This is a genomic window from Treponema bryantii, assembly GCF_900111035.1.
Taxonomy (GTDB): Bacteria; Spirochaetota; Spirochaetia; order Treponematales; family Treponemataceae; genus Treponema_D; species Treponema_D bryantii_C.
The window spans coordinates 41384-62952 of sequence record NZ_FOFU01000013.1 but is presented as its reverse complement, the minus strand read 5'-3'; the positions used below and the strand labels follow the sequence as shown (position 1 = coordinate 62952).

At 39.3% G+C, this 21569-nt stretch carries 16 protein-coding genes; 12 read left to right on the top strand and 4 right to left on the bottom strand.

Features of this window, described 5'->3' with window-relative positions:
- Positions 1-7: 7 nt before the first annotated feature.
- Positions 8-1543: a beta-N-acetylhexosaminidase gene (locus BMY21_RS14835; RefSeq protein WP_074645540.1), complete on the bottom strand. Its 1536-nt coding sequence runs from the start codon at positions 1541-1543 to the stop codon at positions 8-10.
- Between the two features lie 191 nt (positions 1544-1734).
- Between BMY21_RS14835 and BMY21_RS14830 the strand changes: the two genes are divergently transcribed.
- From BMY21_RS14830 to BMY21_RS14815, 4 genes are all read left to right on the top strand, one after another.
- Positions 1735-3054: an ABC transporter substrate-binding protein gene (locus BMY21_RS14830; RefSeq protein ID WP_074645538.1), complete on the top strand. Its 1320-nt coding sequence runs from the start codon at positions 1735-1737 to the stop codon at positions 3052-3054.
- Between the two features lie 68 nt (positions 3055-3122).
- Positions 3123-4442 (top strand): carbohydrate ABC transporter permease, encoded by a 1320-nt coding sequence (locus BMY21_RS16150; RefSeq protein WP_338370886.1) that lies wholly within the window; start codon positions 3123-3125, stop codon positions 4440-4442.
- A 12-nt stretch (positions 4443-4454) separates the two neighbouring features.
- On the top strand, positions 4455-5306 hold the full coding sequence (locus tag BMY21_RS14820) for a carbohydrate ABC transporter permease (protein WP_074645536.1): 852 nt from the start codon (positions 4455-4457) through the stop codon (positions 5304-5306).
- Positions 5307-5314: 8 nt separating this feature from the next.
- On the top strand, positions 5315-6541 hold the full coding sequence (locus tag BMY21_RS14815; RefSeq protein WP_074645534.1) for an ROK family transcriptional regulator: 1227 nt from the start codon (positions 5315-5317) through the stop codon (positions 6539-6541).
- Here the strand turns inward: BMY21_RS14815 and putP are convergent.
- Positions 6538-8100, bottom strand: a complete 1563-nt coding sequence (putP, locus tag BMY21_RS14810) for a sodium/proline symporter PutP (protein ID WP_074645532.1) — start codon at positions 8098-8100, stop codon at positions 6538-6540. The genes BMY21_RS14815 and putP overlap by 4 nt on opposite strands.
- Before the next feature lie 138 nt (positions 8101-8238).
- Between putP and BMY21_RS14805 the strand changes: the two genes are divergently transcribed.
- The 3 genes from BMY21_RS14805 to BMY21_RS14795 are packed head-to-tail and all read left to right on the top strand — an operon-like array spanning position 8239 to position 12245.
- Positions 8239-9069: an Mrp/NBP35 family ATP-binding protein gene (locus tag BMY21_RS14805; RefSeq protein ID WP_074645531.1), complete on the top strand. Its 831-nt coding sequence runs from the start codon at positions 8239-8241 to the stop codon at positions 9067-9069.
- Between the two features lie 23 nt (positions 9070-9092).
- Positions 9093-9410: a Trp family transcriptional regulator gene (locus BMY21_RS14800; protein ID WP_074645529.1), complete on the top strand. Its 318-nt coding sequence runs from the start codon at positions 9093-9095 to the stop codon at positions 9408-9410.
- A 57-nt stretch (positions 9411-9467) separates the two neighbouring features.
- Positions 9468-12245, top strand: a complete 2778-nt coding sequence (locus BMY21_RS14795; RefSeq protein ID WP_074645527.1) for an ankyrin repeat domain-containing protein — start codon at positions 9468-9470, stop codon at positions 12243-12245.
- 173 nt (positions 12246-12418) lie between these two features.
- Here the strand turns inward: BMY21_RS14795 and BMY21_RS14790 are convergent, their stop codons facing one another.
- Positions 12419-13768, bottom strand: coding sequence for a uracil-xanthine permease family protein (locus tag BMY21_RS14790; RefSeq protein ID WP_074645525.1), 1350 nt, complete (start codon positions 13766-13768; stop codon positions 12419-12421).
- A gap of 98 nt (positions 13769-13866) precedes the next feature.
- Here BMY21_RS14790 and BMY21_RS14785 point away from each other — a divergent pair, with 98 nt between their 5' ends.
- From BMY21_RS14785 to lon, 5 genes are all read left to right on the top strand, one after another.
- Positions 13867-15003 (top strand): Mbeg1-like protein, encoded by a 1137-nt coding sequence (locus tag BMY21_RS14785; RefSeq protein ID WP_074645524.1) that lies wholly within the window; start codon positions 13867-13869, stop codon positions 15001-15003.
- 17 nt (positions 15004-15020) lie between these two features.
- Positions 15021-15365 carry an FHA domain-containing protein gene (locus BMY21_RS14780; RefSeq protein WP_074645522.1) on the top strand — a complete coding sequence of 115 codons (345 nt, stop codon included), beginning with the start codon at positions 15021-15023 and terminating at the stop codon, positions 15363-15365.
- Positions 15366-15389: 24 nt separating this feature from the next.
- Complete coding sequence (locus tag BMY21_RS14775; RefSeq protein ID WP_083379897.1) at positions 15390-16400, top strand: hypothetical protein; 1011 nt, start codon at positions 15390-15392, stop codon at positions 16398-16400.
- Positions 16397-18061, top strand: coding sequence for a serine/threonine protein kinase (locus tag BMY21_RS14770; protein WP_074645520.1), 1665 nt, complete (start codon positions 16397-16399; stop codon positions 18059-18061). The genes BMY21_RS14775 and BMY21_RS14770 overlap by 4 nt, the downstream gene beginning before the upstream one ends.
- Before the next feature lie 198 nt (positions 18062-18259).
- Positions 18260-20647, top strand: coding sequence for an endopeptidase La (lon, locus tag BMY21_RS14765; RefSeq protein WP_074645519.1), 2388 nt, complete (start codon positions 18260-18262; stop codon positions 20645-20647).
- On the opposite strand, the gene BMY21_RS14760 is transcribed toward lon, so the two are convergent.
- A complete protein-coding gene (locus BMY21_RS14760; protein WP_074645554.1) occupies positions 20648-21526 on the bottom strand; it encodes an alpha/beta hydrolase in 879 nt (292 codons plus the stop codon).
- Positions 21527-21569 lie beyond the last annotated feature (43 nt).

The window sequence follows — 21569 nt, the reverse complement described above, 5'->3', positions numbered from 1 at the left end:
ACACCTCCTATTCAAGTTCTCCTTCGTAGTAGCGGTAATCAAGCTGATGTAAAAGTTTTTTATGATATTCAAGTCTCTGTTTAAAATCTTCAAAATCTTTTTTTTCTTCCGGAAGCCAGAGTGTTTCAGCAGCAGCACAGAATCTTGGGAAAAGCAGGTATTCTGCGTTTCGTGAGTGTGGAAGTTTTTCAGTCCAGAGTGTACATTCTCCACCTAAAATCAATTTGCGCTGTTCTGGATTTTCAAGTTTTAATTCTTTTCCTGCAGGAGAGAAGGTGTAGGTTTTTTTTGTAGTAGTTACTCCAAGTCTTCCTGGTTCTTCAAACGAATCTTTATTTTTTAGATTCAGATAGAAACGCTGTGTTGGGGACATTATTACTTTATGATTGAGAGAGGCTGCTTTTATGCCTCCTTCTGTTCCTCTCCAGCTTTGAACAATAACATTGTCAGGGAGTTTATTGTGCTTGTTATTATCAAGTACTTCATCCCAGCCGATAGGAACCTTTCCAAGTTTTGCTACCATTGAGGCTATTTTAGTAGTGCCCCAGGCTTGAAGTTGAGCAGCAGAATCTAAACCTTCTGTTTTCATTCGAGCCTGACATTTTGGACATATTTCCCAGCGTTCATGAGGACATTCATCTCCACCAATATGAATATAATCAGAAGGAAATAGTTCTGTAATCTTTTTAAGGGCTGCTTCATAAATAGTAAAAATATTATCATTTCCCAGACAGAGAACATCAGGAAAAATACCCCATCTGTTTTCTACCTGATAAGGTCCGCCAGTACAACCATATTCCGGATAAGCTGCAAGAAGGGCAGAAGAGTGTCCCGGGAACTCAACTTCAGGAATAATCTGAATGCAGCGTTCCTGTGCATAACGGATGATTTCTTTTATTTCTTCATCTGTGTACCAGCGGCGGATAAGTTTTTCTTCATCATAAAAACCATCCTCTGAAGCTGGCATTGTGTAATCCTGTCTTTTTGATCCGATTTCTGTGAGGCGAGGGTAGCCAGGAACTTCAAAACGCCACCCCTGGTCATCTGTAAGATGCCAGTGGAATATGTTGAGTTTATGCAAAGCGCAGGCATCAAGCATTTTCTTTATAAATGCTGTTGAGTAGAAGGAACGGCTTGTATCAAGTAAAAAGCCTCTCCAGCTGTGTATAGGCTGATCAGTAATATTCAGCTCGGGAAGTTCGTTATCTGCTCGGGAAATAAGCTGAGCTGCACTGATACATCCATAGAAGATTCCATTCAGGCTTTCTGCTTTTATTCTGATTTCTTCATCAGAAAGCGTAAGATTGTAGCCTTCATTTATTTCCTGTTTTTTATCTTGTGGTTGAAGTTCTATAAAAACAGATATTCCTTTATCTGATGTTTTTATTCCAGCAACTCCGAATGCTGTCGCTGCTGTTTTGTATAAATCAGCCTTAGAGTCTGTATTTATACATATAGAAACTGATTTTGTGCGGATATTTATAATTTTATTCCCGGTTTCAACTGAAATCGGTTTTGGAATGATTGTTATTCTGTTGTCCATAGCTCGAATTATAAATCAACTTTTTATGTAAGTACAGAGAAAAAACAAACAAAACGCTAAAAAATGGTGGAAATTCCTTAAAATTCAATAAAATTAACAAAAAAATTGATTGACAATACTGAATAACCGGGTTTAGGATGTAGGTAAGTACAAAGGTTGTACAATAACCTATGACCAATTGGAGGAACCCTATGAAAAAAATGGTAACAGTCGTAATGGTAGCGGCAGCAGTGCTTGGCTCTGTTTATGCGCTGGGCGACAAAAAAACTAAGCAGACAGTTATTACTGTTTTGGATTATCAGGATGCAACAGCTCCAAACTCATTTGAGGATAACAAGCTGATTTGGGAAGCATTCGAAGCTGCACATCCGGATATTAAGATTGAACGTGAGGTACTTTTCAACGAACCTTTCCATCAGAAAACTGCAGCCTATGCAGCTTCAGGAAAAATGCCAGATGTATTCTATATGTGGCCAGCTGGACGTTCATCTGCTATTCATGAAAAGAAACTTGCAAAGGACCTTACTCCATTTATGAAGAAGGATGGAATTTATAATGATTACAGCAAAGCTTGTGTTGATCCTGCAGCTCAGGCATCTGGTTATGTTGCAGAAATTCCATTTGGACTTACAGTAAGCCACATGCTTTATGTAAATAAGGCAGTTCTTGAAGATTGTGGCCTTTCTATTCCAAAGACATATGATGAACTTAAGGCTCAGGTTCCTGTTCTTAAGGCAAAGGGATATGAAACAATTCTTATGGCTAACATGGATGACTGGGTAATGCAGTCTTGTCTCTTCTCTGCCGTTGCAGGACGTTTTGGTGGTGCAGACTGGGCAGATAAGATTAAAGCAGGAAAGGCTAAGTTCACAGACAAATCATTCCTTGATGCAGTAAAATTCATTAAGACACTTTATGATGATGGCGTTCTTTCACAGAAGACTCTTGCAACATCTTATGGTGATGTAGTTGGTCAGTTTGCTTCTAAGAAGGGTGCTTACCTTATTGATGGTGACTGGCGTGTAGGTGCATTCCTTACAGATACTTCTACTGGAAAGGCTCTCATTCCTCCTGCTGATCAGAAAAAGAATATTGAACTTATCAACTTCCCTGAAATTCCTGGTGAAAAGATTCACGGTTCTAACTCTTCAACTCTTGGTGTTGGATATGGTATGAGTTCAAAACTTAAGAAAGGTTCTAAAGAAGAAAAGGCTGCATGGGAACTTATTAAGTGGCTTTCAGGACCTTATGTTCAGCAGAGAAGACTTGATACAGGTGCTTCATTCCCTTCTTTGAACAGTGGAATTAAATATGACAATATTGAACCTCTTTCTCAGAAGAGAGCTCAGTTCTATACTGCACAGACAATTTCTACTCCTGTATTCGACAGCGTATTTGAAGGTGATGTTCCTTCTGTACTCAATGCTGATCTTCAGGCATTAGGACTTGGAAAGAAAACTCCTGAGCAGGTTTGTAAAGATGTACAGGCTGCCTGGGATGCAAGCAAATAATAAAAACTAACTTTCAGGCTTCCGGTAATTCCTTTCCACCGGAAGCCTTTTTTATAAGGGCGAAAAATATGAATAAAAAGAACCTGATCCTTATTAGCAAGGCCTGTCTCCTGCTTTCTGTGCTGGGCTACTGTATTCCAGTTTTTGATGAAGCAAACGGATTTGCTGCATTTATATATTTCCTTGGTGCCGGAGAGGGTGCTTTGTATACTTCGATTGGAGTTGCACTTATTATAAGCTTTCTGGCAATTGCTGCTTCTATCGTATTTTCTTCTATTTATTTTATTCGTGGGAAAAAAGATAATTATACTTCATCAGCTGCAGTGGTCGACTGGGCTTTGATGGGGCTTGTGATTATTTCAACTCTTTTTGCTTTTATTGCAGTAAAAAAGTTTACCGATGAAGATGTTGATTTATCAGCAGGCTTTTATTTTATGATTTACGGAATTGCAGCTTATGTAATTCTTTATTTGTATTCAACTCTGCTTGGTGAAAATCTATCAACAAAAAAAGAAGAAAAGCGTGCATACTGGATGCTTTCTCTTCCTGCAATTGTATTCTACTTTGGAGTAATGACTTTCCCGTCAATTTTCTCCGTTGTTCTGAGTCTTACAAATTATTCAGGAGGATCACTTTTTGAAGCTGGTGCTTTAAAGTTTGTTGGCCTGAAAAATTATATGAAGGTATTCTCAGATCAGTATTTCTATATCTCTTTGAAAAATAACTTCTGGATTGTTTTAGTTTCTGTTTTTGGCCAGCTTCCTCTTGGTTTCTTCCTTGCTTATGTTCTGACCCGCGGCCTTGTAAAGGGCAGAGACTTCTTCCAGACTATGATATATCTTCCTTGTGTAATTTCTACAGTTGTAATCGGTATTTTGTTCCAGACCTTCTTTTCTTCTCACGGAGCCTGGACAGAAATCATGAAGTGGTTTAATCCAGCTTATGAATGGACAATGAACTCACAGCCAATGATTCCGGTTCTGTTTGTAATTTTGTGGATGTACACGGGAACCTACTTAATCATCTTTATGGCAAACCTTCAGAAGATTGATCCTCAGATTATGGAGGCAGCAACTATAGACGGTGCAACTGAGTGGCAGGTACTCTGGCATATCATATTCCCTGAGCTTTCCGGTGTATTTGTTATCAGTGCTATTCTTGCAATTTCCGGTTCGTTGAAATCTTTTGACCTTATATACGTTATGACTGGCGGAGGTCCTGCAAAGCAGACTTATGTTCTTTCTCTTTATATGTTTGATAAGGCATTCCGCGGTGCTTCAGATTATCCTATGGCAAATACAATTTCTACAATCATGGTTGTAATCAGTCTTATCCTGATTGGAATTGTAAAAACACTGGAAAAGAAATTTGGCGCAAAGGAAGAATAGGAGGACTGGAAAATGAATGTATTTGAAAAGAAAGGTCCAAAGCATATTATTGCTCAGACTATTATTTATATTATTTTGATTTTCTTTACCTTTATGGCATTGTATCCGATTTTCTGGCTTCTGTTTTCATCTTTCAAAACAACTCAGGAATATCAGATGACAAGTAAGCTTGCACTTCCACAGGTATGGTGGTGGAGAAACTATGTTGATGCCTGGATACGAGGAAAGTTTGGAAGTCTGTTTTTGAACAGCCTTTTTTATACCGGTATTTCTACAATTGCAATTCTGTATTTTTCTATTGCTGCGGGATTTGCATTTGCAAAACTTCCGAATAAATCTACAGGTGTTATCTACAAGTCGTTTGTTATTGGAGTTCTGATTACATTGCAGTGTATTATGATTCCTCTCTTCTTTATGGCAAACTGGACAGGACTATATGATACAAGACTTGGAGTTCTTATCTGCTACATTGGTATTGGTATGCCTATGGGTATTTACCTTACCACAGAGTTTATCCGCAGTATTCCTACTTCTCTTGTTGAATCTGCCAGAATTGACGGGGCTCCATACCTTCAGATTTTCTTTGATATCATATTCCCAATGTCAAAGCCGGTTGGAATCACTCTGGCAATTCTTACGATTACCGGAACCTGGAATGAATTCATGCTGATAAATATTCTTGCTAGCAGTGAAAAGATTAAGTCTCTGCCGGTCGGTGTACAGAAGTTCTCTGGAGCATTAGCTTCGGATTACGGTAAACAGTTTGCAGCTCTTATGATCAGCATTATTCCGATTATTATCTTCTATGGTATTTTCAGAAAGCAGATTACTAAAGGTGTTGCGGCTGGTGCTGTTAAAGGTTAAAATAAAGTATGCACGTAAATAATGACTATCAGCGCAATGCGAATCTTTCACGCGTGTTTGAGACCGTGTGGAAGAATCCAAACTTCAGCAGAATTGATATTGCAAGAAAACTTGAACTTTATCGTTCTACAGTTTCAAATATTATTGGAACGCTGGTTGAGTCTAATCTGATTTGCGAAGGAGAGAGGGGAATTCCAACAGAGAAGGGAGGCCGTAAGCCGGTTTTCCTTTCTGTGAATCCTGATTTTGGCTGCGTGATAGGAATTGAGATTCAGCTTGATTGTTATCATGTAGCTGTAGTTTCTTTTGATGGAAGAACTGTTCATGAGGATGACGGAAAAACTCCGGTAAATCCTGATTTATTAGACAAGCCTGAAGAACTTTTTGTTTATATGGTTGATACAATAATCAAAAGTATTCAGGAAGATGTTAATATAAATCCCCTTCGGCCGCTTGCAATCAGCATTGGTCTTCCTGGAATTATTGATATTGATAATGGCGTTATAAAGTATTCTGCACCATTCCGTCTTAAAGAATTTGATTATGCGACTGTACTTGGAAAGCGCTATGGTATTCCTCTCTTTATGGAAAACGATGCCCGCTGCTGTTCATGGCTTCAGCTTGCTTTGAATAAATCTTCTGATAAAAAAGATTTTCTGTGTGTACTTGCAAGAAACTATGCAGGTAACCCTTTGCTGTCTTATCCTGAAAGTTATGGGAAAGGTATCGGTGTAGGTCTTTCGATTACTATGAATGGTCGTGTAATCAATGGAAGAAACTACGGTGTTGGTGAATATATTTCGCGTTCCTGGACAACCTATCAGAAAGGGCAGACCGGACTTCCTGAGGCTGTTCTAAAAACAGTTGATTCAGTAGAAGATTCTTATGCTGAATGGATAAAGGATTTGTTTGGTACCCTTACTATGATGGTGCCACTGCTTGAGCCGGAAACTGTATTTGTTCACGGGCAGCCAAAATTCCGCAGGGATTTCATGCTTGAGGTAATCAAAAAGAATGTACCTCAGTTTACTTCTATAATGGATTATTGTGGTTCTGAACTTGTGATCATGGATGATGATGCCTTTGGGATTTCTAAAGGTGCGGCTCTTATGTGCATTCAAAAATTATATGAAGTCCAGATTCTTGAAGCTAAGCCGTCTTATTCAATTTTGAAATGGGATGAACTTTTTGATCTGCATAAAAGAAGCAGATCAAAAAGTTTATTAGAGTTTTAGTCTTCTAATTTCTTATATTCATCAAAAGTCTTGAGAACATCTTCGTCTGGTTTTGTTGCCAGAGAAACGATGATTGTAACTACAAGACAGATAATGAATGCAGGGAGAATCTCATATACATCAAAGATACCGCCATGGAGATTGTGCCATGCTACTACAGTAGCACCGCCTGCAAGAAGGCCGGCAACTGCTCCTGGCGCTGTTGTCTTTTTCCAGTAAAGAGCGAGTATGATAAGAGGACCAAAAGTTCCGCCGAAACCTGCCCAAGCATAAGAAACGAGTCCGAAGATTGAGCTGTTTGGATTGAGGGCGAGAAGAAGTCCTACAATAGCGATGATGAATACACAGATACGGCTGATAAGAAGAACCTGCTTATCGCTTGCATCCTTTTTGATAAGTCCCTTGAAAATATCCTGTCCGATAGCAGAAGAAGCTGAAAGAAGCTGTGAGTCTGCTGTAGACATAGCTGCGGCAAGAATACCACAGAGGAAGATACCTGCAATGAAAGCTGGGAACATGCGGATCATTGTTTCGCTGAATACTGCTTCCTGAGTTCCTGTTCCGAGAGCCTTAAGACCTGCTGTTGTAACTTCTGCTGGATCTGCACCAAGAATAACACCCTTGTTCAAAAGCCATGCTGTACCGAGAGTTCCGATAAGAACGGCACCGATGTAAGAAATAATCATCCATGTGATACCTACGCGGCGTGCAGTCTTAAGTTCTTTGTTAGAACGGCAACCCATAAAGCGGATGATGATGTGTGGCATTCCAAAGTATCCGAGACACCATGCAAATGCAGAAATTGCAGACATTGGTGTGAAAGTCTTGTTTCCTGTGAAAGCTTTGAGCATTGCAGAACCGAACTCGCCGTTGAGGGCGCGGTTTGTAAAGCTTGAAACATTGTCGATTGCATTACCAAAGCCACCGAGTGTAGCAACGATTACGATTCCAGAAATAATGAAAGCGATGAAAATCAAGCTACCCTGAATGAAGTCTGTTGTACAAACTGCTTTATATCCACCAAGAATTGTATATGAAAGAATGATTACAAATCCAATAAGGAGACCTGCATTCCAGCTGAGTCCGAAAACTGAGCGGAAAAGTTTTGCACAGGCTACAAAGCCAGATGCTGTATAAATAGTAAAGAAAACTACAATAAAGAATACTGATACAATAGAAAGAATATGAGTTTTGTCTTTAAAACGGTTTGTAAGGAATTCCGGGATTGTGATTGAGTCACCAAAAGCTACCGAGCATTTGCGCAATGGTTTTGCAATAAAGAGCCATGCAAGGTAAGTTCCTACGATAAGTCCGAAGGCTGTCCAGAAAGTTTCTTTGAAACCGCCGAGGTAGCAGAGGCCTGGAAGTCCCATTAAAAGCCATGCAGAAGAGTCTGATGCTTCTGCCGAAAGGGCGGTTACCCAAGGTCCGACTTTTCTTCCGCCAAGGAAGAAGTCTGCAGCTGAGTTATTACTCTTTGCATTACGAAGGCCTACAAAAACCATGAGACCAAGGTAAAGAACAAAGGCAATAATCATTGCAATTGTCTGAGATGTCATTTGTTATACCTCTTTTAAATATAATGTAGATATTTAAGTATAATTAAAAATTTTGTTATTCTCAATAGATACAATCCCCGAAGATTTCAGTTGTCTTTTGGGATAATCATTAGTATATTTAAAATATAGGAGTTTTAAATGGCAGAATGTACACATGACTGCGGTTCTTGCAGTCAGGATTGTTCAAAGAGAGATTTGCAGGTAAGTCTGCGAGCTGGTAGCAGTGTAAAAAAAGTTATTGGTATTGTCAGTGGAAAGGGCGGTGTAGGAAAGTCTCTTGTAACAAGTCTTCTTGCAGCCCGTGTAAATAAGGACGGCTTCCGTTCTGCTATTCTTGATGCAGATATTACTGGACCTTCTATTCCAGAAAGTTTTGGTGTAGGCGAAGAGCGTGCTACAGCCCTTGAGGGTGAAGATGCATTGAATCCTGTTGTAACAGATTCTGGAATTCAGCTTATGTCTATGAATTTCCTTCTTCAGAATGAAACAGATCCTGTTATCTGGCGCGGTCCTGTAATTGCAGGTGCTGTAAAACAGTTCTGGACAGATGTTGTATGGAAGGATGTAGATTTTATGTTCGTGGATATGCCACCAGGAACAGGTGATGTACCGCTTACAGTTTTCCAGTCACTTCCAATTGATGGAATTATTGTTGTAAGTTCACCTCAGCAGCTGGTTCGTGTAATCGTAGAAAAGGCTGTAAACATGGCTAATATGATGAACATTCCTATTCTTGGAATCGTTGAAAACATGAGCTATGTAAAGTGTCCTGATTGCGGTAAAGAAATTACAGTATTCGGTAAGAGTAATATTGATCAGATTGCAAAGAGCTTTAATATTCCAGTTCTTGCCCGCATTCCTATGCAGGAAGAAACAAGCCGTGCAGTAGATGCTGGTGATATTGAGAGTCTGGATATTCCTGAACTCAAGGAAGCAGCAGAGACTGTTGAAAAACTGTTGAAAAAATAATTATTTCTGATATACTTGTTTCTATGAATGATAACAAAGAAACAAAGGGTATATCAGAGGAAGAAATTTCCGCTACTATAAAAGAGCTTTGTCACCTTATTTTAAAGTCTGGTGACGAAGCTTTTATTTATGATTTTTTCAACTGCCTTTTTACAAAGCCTGAACTTAAAGATATTGCAAACAGATGGCTACTCGTAAAGGAAATTGATGCTGGTACAACACAACGTGAGATTGCAAATAAGTTTGCAATGTCTCTTTGTAAGATTACCCGCGGTTCACGTGAGCTTAATAAGGAAGACAGCGCCTTTAGAAAAATGCTGGAATTATTAAAAAATCAGTAAATTGAAGTCCATTTTTCCCCGATAAAGACAATAGAAATGTATATTCAGAGGGGAACTATGGATAGAAAAAAATCGCTATTCGAAAATCTTGCTTTTGCCGGATTAACTGGACTTCTTTTATTTTCCGGCTGTGCTTCTAAACCTGTATCTACAAAACAGACACCTCAACAACTCATTATGCAGAACCGCAAGGCAGAGGCAATGCAGGAATTTGTAATGCCTGCAGATATCAATGCCGCTGATGAGAATGGAAATACGGTACTTCATATTGCAGCAATGGTTAATGATGCTGATCTTGTGTCTTTCTTTATCATTAAGGGAGCCGATCCTGAACTTAAGAATTTTGAAGGTGATACACCTCTGCATGTTGCAATTAAAAACTATTCATATGAAGCTGCAAAAACACTGGCTTCAATAAGTAATACACTTTTTTCTCGTGACAGTGAAGGAGTAACTGCTCTTGACCGCGGTCTTATGGAAAGTGAAGATTATTATGACATTTTCATTACTCCAAAAGCAGCTGAGCTTCGTGATGTTGATGGGCAGACAATAGTTCATTATTTTGTCAGAACAAAAAATATTAAAGGTATTCGTAAATGTATTTCAGAAGAAATTCCAATTTCTGTAGTAGATGATAATGGAAAAACTCCTCTTGATGTTGCTTTTGAAAATCTTGATGATGAAGATTCTGTTGAAATTGCTGCCGAACTCATTATGGGCGGTGCAGATGAAGTAGTAACTGAATTTTCATATTTCCAGGATGCAATGCTTGCCCGCAATGTTAATTCACGTTTTGATGATGGTCAGACTCCGCTTCATCTTGCTGCAATTTACGGACACAATGCAATTGCAAAATATCTGCTTGAAAATAATGCTGATACAACCGTTCAGGACAGTTCTGGTGCAACCCCTCTGCATGAAGCTGTTCGTTACGGAAATGTGGAAATCATAAAATCTCTGCTTAATTCCGGTGCAAATGTTAATGCCCGTGATAATCTTGGAAAAACACCAGTAATGCTTATTCTTCCAAAAGATAAAACTGCAGAAATTTATAAGCTTCTTATAACTTATCGTGCAGACCTTTCTCAGAAGGATATGTTTGGTGATACAGTGCTTCATACAGCTTCAATGCTGAATGTTGGTGCTTCTACTTTCTCTGTTCTCATAAATGGAGGAGCAGATGTAAATGCCCGAAATAAGGAAGGTGTAACACCGCTTGCAATTGCTGTTCAGAAAAATGATCTTGAAACAGTAAAACTTCTTACATCTGCCGGCGCAGACATCCACACACAGGATACAAACGGTGATTCTCCGCTTTCAATTGCACTTGCCGGTTCTTCAGAAATGCTTGAAGCAGTTGTAAATGAAGCAAATGCTGGCTTTACAGATTCAAATGGTAATACTCCGCTTCATCTGGCTCTTTTGTGTGATGCTCCATTAGCAAAAATCCAGTACATCATAAGCCTTATGAAAGATGTAAATACGAGAAATAAGGACGGTAACTCAGCCTTATTCCTTGCTATTCTTAAAAACCGACAGAAGGTAGGGGAGCTTCTTCTTGCAAAGAATGCAGACATCTTCTCTACAAACACAAATAATAATTCACCATTGCGTCTTGCTTTGAAATACGGTGGTACAGTTCAGGACTGGCTCATCACTTCTAAAACAATCAAGTCAAAGGATGGAACTGGAAACACAGTTCTTCATTATGCCGCTGAGTGGCAATATAAGGATGCAATCAACAGTCTTGTAATGAAGGGGGCTGATATTGGTGCTAAAAATGCAAATGGAGAAACTGCTCTTTTTAGTGCAGTAAAAACAAATAATCCTAGTGTAATTCAGACAGTTGTAGATTGTGGAGCTGATATTCAGGCCCGCGATAATCTTGGAAGTACAGCAATGCATACCGCTGTTCGCTGGGATGCTCCTGCTTCTATTGATAAACTTCTTTCTCTTGGAATCAACGTAAACGCACAGAATACATCAGGAAAATCACCATTGGCCGAGGCTGTCGTTGCAGGAAAATTTGATATTGCTAAGAAACTTCTTGCATCGGGCGCAGATCCTAATGTTTGTGATTCGAATGGTGTAACAGTTCTGATGGATGCAATTCGTGGCTGCAGCAAAGACAGTGTTCAGCTGCTTTTGAAGTATGGTGCAAATCCAAATGTTCAGGAAGTAAACGGCCGCAATGCTTATCACGAAGCTGCTTATATGGCTGATGTTGATATCATTAAACTCATCAGAAATGCAGGTGGAAATCCTTTGTCGCGCGACAAACAGGGAAATACTCCGTTCTCAATTGTTGTTAAGAAAGATATAAACGTAATCTGTGAAGTACTTGGAAATAATTATACAATTACCGACAGTGATGGAAATACTCCTGTTCATATTGTTGTAAAAGCAAAGGCTTCTGATGAGCTCCTTCAGACATTGATTGATGAAGGTTATCCTGTAGATACAAGAAATGCAGACGGATATACAGCCCTTAATTATGCAATTGAAGCTGATTCGGTAAAGACAGCACTTGTTCTGCTTGAAAACGGAGCAAATCCATTCCAGCAGATTGATAAGAAGGGTAAAAACGGAATCTCAATTGCTCTTGAAAAGGGCAATAAGAAAATGATTTCGAATATTGTAAAATACGCAGGAAAGATGACAGACGTTCAGGGTAATACAATCCTTCACTATGCAGCTAAAACCAGTGATACAGCCATGGTAAAGACTTTGATTTCTTATGGAATTGATAAGAGTGTGAAGAATGTTTCTGGTGATACCGCTTATACAATTGCTGTAAGATGGCGACGTCCGGAAATTGCGGCGTTGTTAAAGTAGGTTTTAGGTTTTAGGTTAGAGGTTCCAGGTATTTTAATCTGGAACCTTTTTTTTATAGCGGGTTTTAGGGCGGCTAGCCCTAGGGGAGGGGGTAGCGTAAGACCGCTTGCGGGCTGAAGCGAGGGGGAGACTTCCCCCATCCCTAGAACCTAGAACCTGACACCTATAACCTTTTAAGCGTCTTCTTTAGACAACATCAAATTAGTTAAAATACCAAGAATCAACGCGCAAGCAACAGTTCTGATTTCAACTGCGCCGAAGCTTACTACCATTCCACCTACACCAGTAATAAAGATTACAGATGCTACGAAGAGGTTCTTGTTCTTGTTGAGGTCTACAGACTGGAACATCTTGAAACCTGAAACGGCAATGAATCCGTAGAGGGCAACACAAACGCCACCCATTACACAGTTAGGAATTGTCTCAAGGAAAGCTACGAGTGGAGAAATCATAGAGAAGATAATACAGATGATTGCACATCCCCAGATAGAGATTGTTGAAGCATTTCGTGTAATAGCAACACATCCAATAGATTCTCCATAAGTTGTGTTTGGACAACCACCGAAAGCTGTACTTACGATTGTACCAACACCATCACCAAGAAGAGTTCTTGTAAGACCAGGTTCTTTAAGAAGATCTTTTCCTACAATTGCAGAAAGGTTTTTGTGGTCAGCAAGGTGTTCTGCAAATACAACAAATGCAACTGGTACATAAGCAGAGAAGAGAGTCAATAGATATTTTCCAGAAACAGCTTTAAGACCTTCAGTTCCACCCAAAAGGAATGTGAAGTTTGGAAGTGAAATATAGCCTGAGAACTTAGAGAAGTCGAGGGCTTTTACAGCACCGTAGTTGATTACGATGAGTGCAGGATTATCAATAAGATTACCAATAATTGCAAAGAGAGTTGCAAGAAGATAACCTGCAAGAATACCGAGAATAAAAGGAATCAGTCTTCCAACTTTTTTACCATAAGTAGAGAAAAGCATTGTGATAGCGAGAGTGAAAAGACCGCAGATAAGAGCTACATATGTGCTTCCGCCTTCAACACTTGATTTCATAAGATCACCAATTGCATTACCAGAAAGACTTAATCCGATAATTGCTACTGTAGGTCCAATGATTACTGGTGGCATAAGTTTATTGATCCATTCTACACCACAGAATTTAACGATTATTGCAATGATTACATAAACAAGTCCTGCCATAAGGGCACCGATAATAAGACCCCAATAGCCAGCCTGCTCAGAAAGGCCGAGAGTTGCAGCTCCAGCAAATGCACTGAACATTGAACCAATGAAAGCAAATGAGCTTCCTAAGAAAACAGGGCTTGAACTCTTTGTGAAGAGAAGGTAAACAATTGTACCTACACCTGCACCGAAAAGAGCAGCAGAAGCTGTCAGTCCGTGTCCAATAATAGCTGGGACAGCAATAGTTGCTGCCATAATTGCGAGAAGCTGCTGCAAAGCAAACAGCACAACCTTACCAAAACGTGGCTTGTCCTTGATTCCGTAAATCAAATCCATTTTGATTGACTCCTTTTTGTATGTATTTTTTTAATTATAATCCGTTGTTATATGGAATTCAATTATCAAATTCTATTATAATTAAAAATGAGGTTTTTATGGCTGATTTTTTTGATTATTTGAATTGGAGAGGTGACTTATCTTTTGAAACAGTCCCTTTTAATAAAATTGATGCTTTAATTCTCGCTCATTTGACCTATTCAATTTTCGACAGAGTAGTGCCAGAGAGTTTTACACAAAAAAAGACCTTTGCTCAGGTTGCAAAAGACTTTTCAAATGCTCCTGATTATGAAGAGCGAATCAATATAGGATTTTTAATTAACAAACGTACTGCTGAACTTATGTTTAAATGTGCAGAATCACCTCGTTTTAAGAATGTTGAATTATGCGGATTTAGAAATCTGTTTAGTGAAGAAAATGTTGAGCAGTTTGCAGCAGTTACTTATTTAATAGATGGAAAGCCTGTAATTGCCTTTAGAGGCACAGACGATACAATAGTTGGCTGGAAAGAAGATTTTAATATTGCCTGGCTTGAGCAAATTCCTGCACAAAAAGATGCTCTGGAATATTTTGATGAAGCAGCCGCAGCTTTTAAGAAGGATTTTGTATTAGTCGGACACTCTAAAGGTGGAAATCTTGTTATAAATACAACTGTAAACTGTGGAAAGAAACTTCAGAATCGGATTGATGAAGTTTATAATTTTGATGGTCCGGGTTTTGGAACTGATTTTTTTGAATCTGAAGAATATAAGGCTGTAGAAAAGAAGATTCATTCGTTTTATCCAGGATTTTCGGTTGTAGGAATGATTTTTCATCATCCAAAGACATTTGAAATAGTAAGAAGCGAAGGCTTTGCCTTCTGGCAGCATGATGCAATGAACTGGCAGGTAATGGGAATTCAGTTTATAAATGAAGCTGAATTTACAGAAGAAAGCCGGATTTTTTATAAAGCTTTTAATGAATGGGTAGATAAACTTAAGCCTGCTCAGAAAAAGACTTTTGTAGAAACAATGTTCTGTATTCTGGAAGCATCTGGGGCAAAAACAAATAGTGATATTGAAAAAGATGCATTGAAAGCTACAGCAAGAATGCTCGCTGCCTATGCCGATCTGGACAGATCCCGTAAAAATGAGATGAAAAAGATCTTAAATATGTTTAAAGATGTAATTACAGATGATATTCCAATCTTTAAACCTTTTGTTCTTCTTAAAAATAATTTGCGAATAATGAGTTGAGGTTCTATAATTTAAGTATGAGTGATACAACAATAGTAACAAATAGTCCTGTAGGACGACATCTTGATTCTCTTGGTGAAGGTAAGCCTGCATCTTACCTTATGTTTAATCATAAAAAGGTTGAACTTGTTGCAAAAATTACAATTGGCCGTGATACAGACAATGATGTAGTTGTTGACAACAAGCTTGCAAGCCGTCATCATGCAATGATCCAGAAGATTAAAGATGCATATTTTATTAAAGATGTTGGAAGTACAAACGGAACTTTTATAAATGATGTTCGTATTCCAAATGAAAAATATGTAAAATTAAATCCTGGTGACAAAATCTCAATCGGTAACATGAATCTTGTGGTTTCATAAAAACACTAAGATACAGGAATAATTTTGGACTCAGTTTATCAGACAATAAAAACTATTCTCACCTCAAATACTCTGCCGACTTATGATGAGTTTTTCGATTTATTAAATCAGGCTTCAGATTGTCTTGAAAAAGAAAAAACACAGTATAGACAAAAGGCATCGGATGACAGTACAGGCGGACTTGTTGATTTTCATGAAGATGAACTTCCTCTGATTGTAATTCCAGATTTACATGCACGTCCATATTTTTTAATGAATATTCTTGATTATCAGCTTTATGAAGATATGACAGTTTTTGAAGCTCTTTCTGCAAGAAGGGTAAGACTTTTAAGTGTCGGCGATATTCTTCATACAGAACGACATACAAGAGAAAGATGGGCAGCTGCTGCAGTTGAATTTGATAATGGAATATTTACAGGTCCTGCGCTTTCAGCAGAAATGCAGGAAGGGCTTTGTCTTCTGGCTGGACTCTTAAAATTGAAAGAAGCTTTTCCAGCTTATGTACATATCCTGAAGGGAAATCATGAAAATATTCTGAATGCTACCGGAGACGGTGATTATGCATTCAGGAAATTTGCAGATGAAGGTGAAATGGGTATGGTCTTTGTACAGGACTTCTATGGAGATGATATTCTTTATCTGATGAATTGCGTAGAAAAGAGTTTACCGCTGGTTTATTTTGGAAAAAAATGTGTGGTATCTCATGCTGAGCCTTTCAGAACTTATACGCGTGAAGAACTTGTTAATGCACGTCTGACAAAAGGGGTTGTGGAAGGCCTGACCTGGACAGATAACGGAACTGCAGCAATTGGAAGTGCTGAAGGGACAATAAAAAATCTTTGTGAGGGATTCGAGCTTTCACAGATAAATGATTATGTATATCTGGGTGGACACCGTCCGGTAACTGGAAATTATAAACTTTTACAGAATGGACGATACATTCAGTTTCATAATCCAGGAAAACAGAATATTGCATTAGTGCAGTCAGATAGAAAATTTAATCCGGAGACGGATATAGTGGAGATTAAAAAATGAGTGACGAATTTCCTCCAATGATAGGAAAGTACAAGATTCTCGGAATTATCGCTAAGGGTGGAATGGGTGTTGTATATAAGGCAATTCATCCGTCTTTGAAGCGTTATGTCGTAATCAAAAAAATGACAGCCAGAGGACATGCAGGAGATGCCGGTCGTTTTAAAAAGGAAGCACAGCTGCTGCTTGATTTACAGAGTCCGTATATTGTTCACTTATTTGATTATTTCACCGAAGGCGGCTACCGTTATATGGTGGAAGAACTTGTTGACGGAACAGCACTGGATGCACTCATAAAGAAACAGACTTCTATTCCATGTCCGGTTTCTATGCTTGTTATGCAGGATGCCTGCTATGCCTTAAAATATGCTCATTCAAAAGGAATTGTACACCGCGATATTAAACCGGGAAATATTCTTTTATCGAAGCGGGGCGAAATAAAGCTCGCAGACTTTGGTATTGCAAGTGATCACGCTGCAGGCGGCGCGGATGAGGGAAGTGATAAAACCCAGACAGGTGTTGCGTTAGGAACGCCGGCATATATGCCTCCGGAGCAGTTCGAAGACAGTGCAAGGGTAGATCACCGTGCAGATATTTATGCGCTGGGCATTATGCTTTATGAAATGGTTACCGGTACTAAGCCTTACCCGGGAACTCTGTCGCTTGAAACTCTTGCGGTGATTAAAAAGGGCCGTTATATAAGTCCACGGAAAATTGACAAAACTGTGCCGAAAGATATCTGCCGCCTGATTCATAAAATGATTCGACCTAAGGCAAAAGCCCGCTACCAGTCTATAGATGCTGTGTTACGTCAGGTAAAAAGATATCTCAGCCATTATGATACACATGAACTCCGTGTTCAGCTGGCAAAATCAGTAGTAACAACAAAGCAGTATACCTTTGCTCCTGAAGCACTGGCAGTAAAGGACCGTGCTCGTCGTATTGTAAGACGTTCTGTGCTGGGAGTTTTTGCTGCTGCTGCTGTTTTTGCAGGTTTATGGTACAGTGGTTTTATTCATGAAACTGTGCTTTCAAAATGGTACAGTCAGGTAAGCATAGAAGTAGAAATGCCGCGAGCTTTGTCCGAAAATCTCGACCTTCCGGCACGAGCATTTTTCTTTGAAAATGATGGAGATAAGATTCCTGAAGTTCAGGGAACCCACAGAACCTTCTATGAACAGGGCTCAGCTTTTTATGAAAAACTGATGTTCAGTTCTGCAAAAAAACGTCTGATAGCTTCCAGACCTGCCGGTCGCAATAAAACTTACAGTATGCGTCCTGTTTTCCTGAAAAATGGAAGTTACCGTGTTAAGGTTGTCGTTGGACCTTATGTATGGTGGAAGAGTTTTTCTGTTGGCGATGATGATGTTGATATTACCTGTGATTTCCTTAAAAATACAAAAAGAAATCTTACTATAAAGACTTTTGCTTCAGATAGTGTAACAGGTGAAGATATCACTGAAGAAACAGAATTCAAAATCTTCTATAAGAATAAGTGGATTCCTTTGGCTGAGATTGAAGAAGAAAATCTGGAATCTGGAACTGTATGGAAAATCAGAACAGAACGCGAAGGATATCAGGGTGAAGAATTCTCTCTTTTAATCGATTGGTATCAGGATGAACTTATTATTTCTTCGGAATTATTACCAGAAATCTCAAACTAAAAAAACGGTGATTGCGGGTCCCAGCGACGGCAAAAAAGGGAATAGGAATCCCCCCAGGTACCCCCGAGACAAAATCTCACTTCGCTCGATTTTATCTCGACCCGGGGCCCCCCTTTCCCTTTTCTTGTCTGCGTCCCACAATCACCGTTTTTTTAGTTTTATTTGACGATTTAATAGAAAAATCAGTATATTAAAAGTATGAACAATAAAGATGATAATTCGTCAGAGAACTCTATAATCCCAACAGATCAGATTCTCCCTAATAAATTAACATTGATTCCGCTTGCCGGACGGCCGATATTTCCAGGCATTTTTACTCCTCTTATGATAACCTCAAATGATGACGTAAAGGTTGTTGAAGAAGCGTATGAAAATGAAGGTTTTATCGGAATCGTAATGCTAAAAAATGATTCGGAAACTCCTTCCATCAGTGACCTGCATAAGGTTGGAACAGCAGCCCGAATCATCAAAAAAGTGAACCTTCCGGATGGCGGTATAAATATTTTTATTTCAACAGTAAAGCGTTTCAAAATCAGAAAGGTTCTGCATAATGCGGCTCCTATGGCTGCAGCAATTGAATATCTTGATGATGAAGAAGCAAATACATTTGAAGTAAAGGCTCTTACCCGCGCACTTATTTCTGAAATGAAAGAGGTTAGTGAAAATAATCCTCTGTTTTCGGAAGAAATGCGTCTCAATATGGTTAATATTGATAATCCTGGTAAGATTGCAGACTTTATTGCATCAATTCTGAATGTTGATAAAAATGAACAGCAGAAGATTCTTGAAACTGTAAATGTCCGTCAGCGAATGGAGCAGGTTCTTGTGTTCATCAAAAAAGAACAGGAACTGCTCAGAGTTCAGAAAAAGATTCAGCATGAACTTAATGACCGGATTGAAAAAAATCAGCGTGAGTATTTCCTTCGTGAGGAAATGCGTTCAATTCAGGAAGAGTTGGGCGAAACTCCAGATGGAAACGAAACCGACTATCAGAAGTTCAAAAAGAAGATTGAAGAACTGGCCTTTGAAGGTGAAATCAAGGAAACTGTTGAGAGTGAGCTTTCAAAACTTTCAATGATGGATCCGAACTCTTCTGAGTGGCTTGTTACACGTAATTATCTTGAACTGATTACCCAGCTTCCATGGAAGGTTCCTGCTGTTGATGATTATGATTTAAACCGCGCAAAGAAAATTCTCGAGGACGACCATTTTGGCCTTGAGGATGTAAAAAAGCGTATTGTTGAATATCTTGCGGTTCGCAAAATGAAGAAGGATGCCAAAGGTTCTATTCTTCTTCTCGTTGGACCTCCGGGAGTTGGTAAGACAAGTATCGGCCGTTCAATTGCAAATGCCATGAATAAACCGTTCTACCGTTTCTCAGTTGGCGGTATGCGTGATGAAGCAGAAATTAAAGGTCACCGCAGAACATACATTGGAGCTATGCCAGGAAAAATTATTCAGGGACTCAAAATCACAAAGAGCAGCACTCCTGTTTTTATGATTGATGAAATTGATAAGATGGGCTCAAGTCATAACGGAGATCCTGCAAGTGCATTGCTTGAAGTTCTTGATCCGGAACAGAATGTTACTTTCCGTGATACATATCTCGACCTGCCTTATGACATTTCGAATGTGTTCTTTATTCTGACTGCAAATACTCTGGATACTGTTCCTGAGCCATTGCTCGACCGTGCCGAAATTATTCACCTGAGCGGATATATTGATCAGGAAAAACTTGAGATTGCGAAGAAGTATCTTGTTCCAAAGAACCTTGCTAAAAACGGACTTGCAAAGAATCAGGTAAAATATACAAAGGCAGCACTGCTTGAGATTGCGGAAGAATATGCCCGCGAAGCTGGTGTCCGCAATTACGAAAAGTGCCTTGATAAGATTCATCGTAAGATTGTTACTGAGATGGTTTTTGAAGCCGAGAAGAAGGGTGGAATAACCGAAACATCCATTACCCTCGACGCTCCAGACCTTTTCAAATATCTTGGAAAACCTGTCTTCGACGAAAGTCAGATAAAAACTGCCAGCGTACCGGGAACTGCAATTGGTCTTGCCTGGACAAGCATGGGTGGCGATACTCTTCTGATTGAATCATCTTCATTTGCCGGAAAGAGTGGGCTTGTACTCACAGGTCAGATGGGTGATGTAATGAAGGAATCAAGCCAGATCGCTTTTGACTGGGCTCGCAAGTTTGTTCTTGAGCGCAATGTAAAAGATGCAAAGTGGTTTGAAGATAATATCGTACATCTTCATATTCCGGAAGGAGCTACTCCAAAGGATGGACCAAGTGCTGGAATCACAATGGCTACAACTTTTGTTTCACTTTTGATGAACAAAAAGATTAAGCCTAATCTTGCAATGACTGGTGAGCTTTCACTTACTGGTCAGGTTCTGCCGATTGGTGGTCTCCGCGAAAAGACTGTTGCAGCAAAACGTAATAAGATTAAGACAATTATTATTCCAAAGGCAAACGAGCGCGACCTCGAAGATATTCCTGTACACGTAAAGCAGGGCATAAAGTTTATGCCTGTAAGTGATGTGCATGAAGTTCTTGAGATTGCGTTGGGAATAAAATAATCAATTCATAACACCGAGTTCCACGAGCCACTCTTTGAGAGCCTGGTTCCAGTGGAACTCTTTCATAAAGGCATTGTCTTTCATTCCAAAACCGTGTCCGCCCCAGTCATAAACTGCAAGGCGGCTCGGTATTTTTTTTGCCTGAAGGGCATCATAAAGACGGAATGAATTCTCATAAATTACAACCGGGTCATCTTTGCAGACAACTACATAAGTTGGCGGCATATTGTCCGGTACATTCATTTCTATCGAGAACTCATCTTTGCGTTCCTGAGTCTGATTTTTTTTGCCAGAACCTAAAAGACTGTTGCGTGACCAGCGGTGTGCAATATCATCCTGCATTGTAACAACTGGATAAACTGGAATTACAAAATCTGGACGCAAACTAACGTTAGTTTGGATTCCAAGTTTTTCAATTTCATTATGAGTTTCAAAAAACTCTCCGGCCATAGTTACAAGATGTCCGCCGGCAGAAAATCCGATTACACCAACTTTGTTAGGATCAATATTCCATTCTGCTGCATTTTCACGGACAAGTTGAATTGCTCTCTGTATATCCTGCAGCATGGCAGGGTGATGGTAAAAACTTTCTGCAGTACGGTATTTTAATACAAATGCTGTAACTCCATTTTTTGCAAACCAGGTGGCAGTTGTGTTTCCTTCGCCCTTAAGCCCAAGATGATGATAACTTCCGCCCGGACATACAATTACTGCTGCATTAGTTTCAGATGAAGTCTTCTCTGCCTTATGCATGAACATAACAGAAGGCTGTTTTTCCATGCCTTTTACATTACGCCAGAGATAAATTGTTGCATCCTGAGAAAAGGCTGTAATTGAAAAAACTAAGATAGTAGCTAGAGTTACAAAAATTCGTTTCATAAAATTATTATAACAAAACAACCTTCTTTCTTCTATTAAAATA

Excerpts from the sequence above, each read along its gene's own strand:
- BMY21_RS14835 (WP_074645540.1), bottom strand. The coding sequence starts at position 1,543 with ATGGACAACAGAATAACAATCATTCCAAAACCGATTTCAGTTGAAACC.
- BMY21_RS14830 (WP_074645538.1), top strand. The coding sequence starts at position 1,735 with ATGAAAAAAATGGTAACAGTCGTAATGGTAGCGGCAGCAGTGCTTGGC.
- BMY21_RS16150 (WP_338370886.1), top strand. The coding sequence starts at position 3,123 with ATGAATAAAAAGAACCTGATCCTTATTAGCAAGGCCTGTCTCCTGCTT.
- BMY21_RS14820 (WP_074645536.1), top strand. The coding sequence starts at position 4,455 with ATGAATGTATTTGAAAAGAAAGGTCCAAAGCATATTATTGCTCAGACT.
- BMY21_RS14815 (WP_074645534.1), top strand. The coding sequence starts at position 5,315 with ATGCACGTAAATAATGACTATCAGCGCAATGCGAATCTTTCACGCGTG.
- putP (WP_074645532.1), bottom strand. The coding sequence starts at position 8,100 with ATGACATCTCAGACAATTGCAATGATTATTGCCTTTGTTCTTTACCTT.
- BMY21_RS14805 (WP_074645531.1), top strand. The coding sequence starts at position 8,239 with ATGGCAGAATGTACACATGACTGCGGTTCTTGCAGTCAGGATTGTTCA.
- BMY21_RS14800 (WP_074645529.1), top strand. The coding sequence starts at position 9,093 with ATGAATGATAACAAAGAAACAAAGGGTATATCAGAGGAAGAAATTTCC.
- BMY21_RS14795 (WP_074645527.1), top strand. The coding sequence starts at position 9,468 with ATGGATAGAAAAAAATCGCTATTCGAAAATCTTGCTTTTGCCGGATTA.
- BMY21_RS14790 (WP_074645525.1), bottom strand. The coding sequence starts at position 13,768 with ATGGATTTGATTTACGGAATCAAGGACAAGCCACGTTTTGGTAAGGTT.
- BMY21_RS14785 (WP_074645524.1), top strand. The coding sequence starts at position 13,867 with ATGGCTGATTTTTTTGATTATTTGAATTGGAGAGGTGACTTATCTTTT.
- BMY21_RS14780 (WP_074645522.1), top strand. The coding sequence starts at position 15,021 with ATGAGTGATACAACAATAGTAACAAATAGTCCTGTAGGACGACATCTT.
- BMY21_RS14770 (WP_074645520.1), top strand. The coding sequence starts at position 16,397 with ATGAGTGACGAATTTCCTCCAATGATAGGAAAGTACAAGATTCTCGGA.
- lon (WP_074645519.1), top strand. The coding sequence starts at position 18,260 with ATGAACAATAAAGATGATAATTCGTCAGAGAACTCTATAATCCCAACA.
- BMY21_RS14760 (WP_074645554.1), bottom strand. The coding sequence starts at position 21,526 with ATGAAACGAATTTTTGTAACTCTAGCTACTATCTTAGTTTTTTCAATT.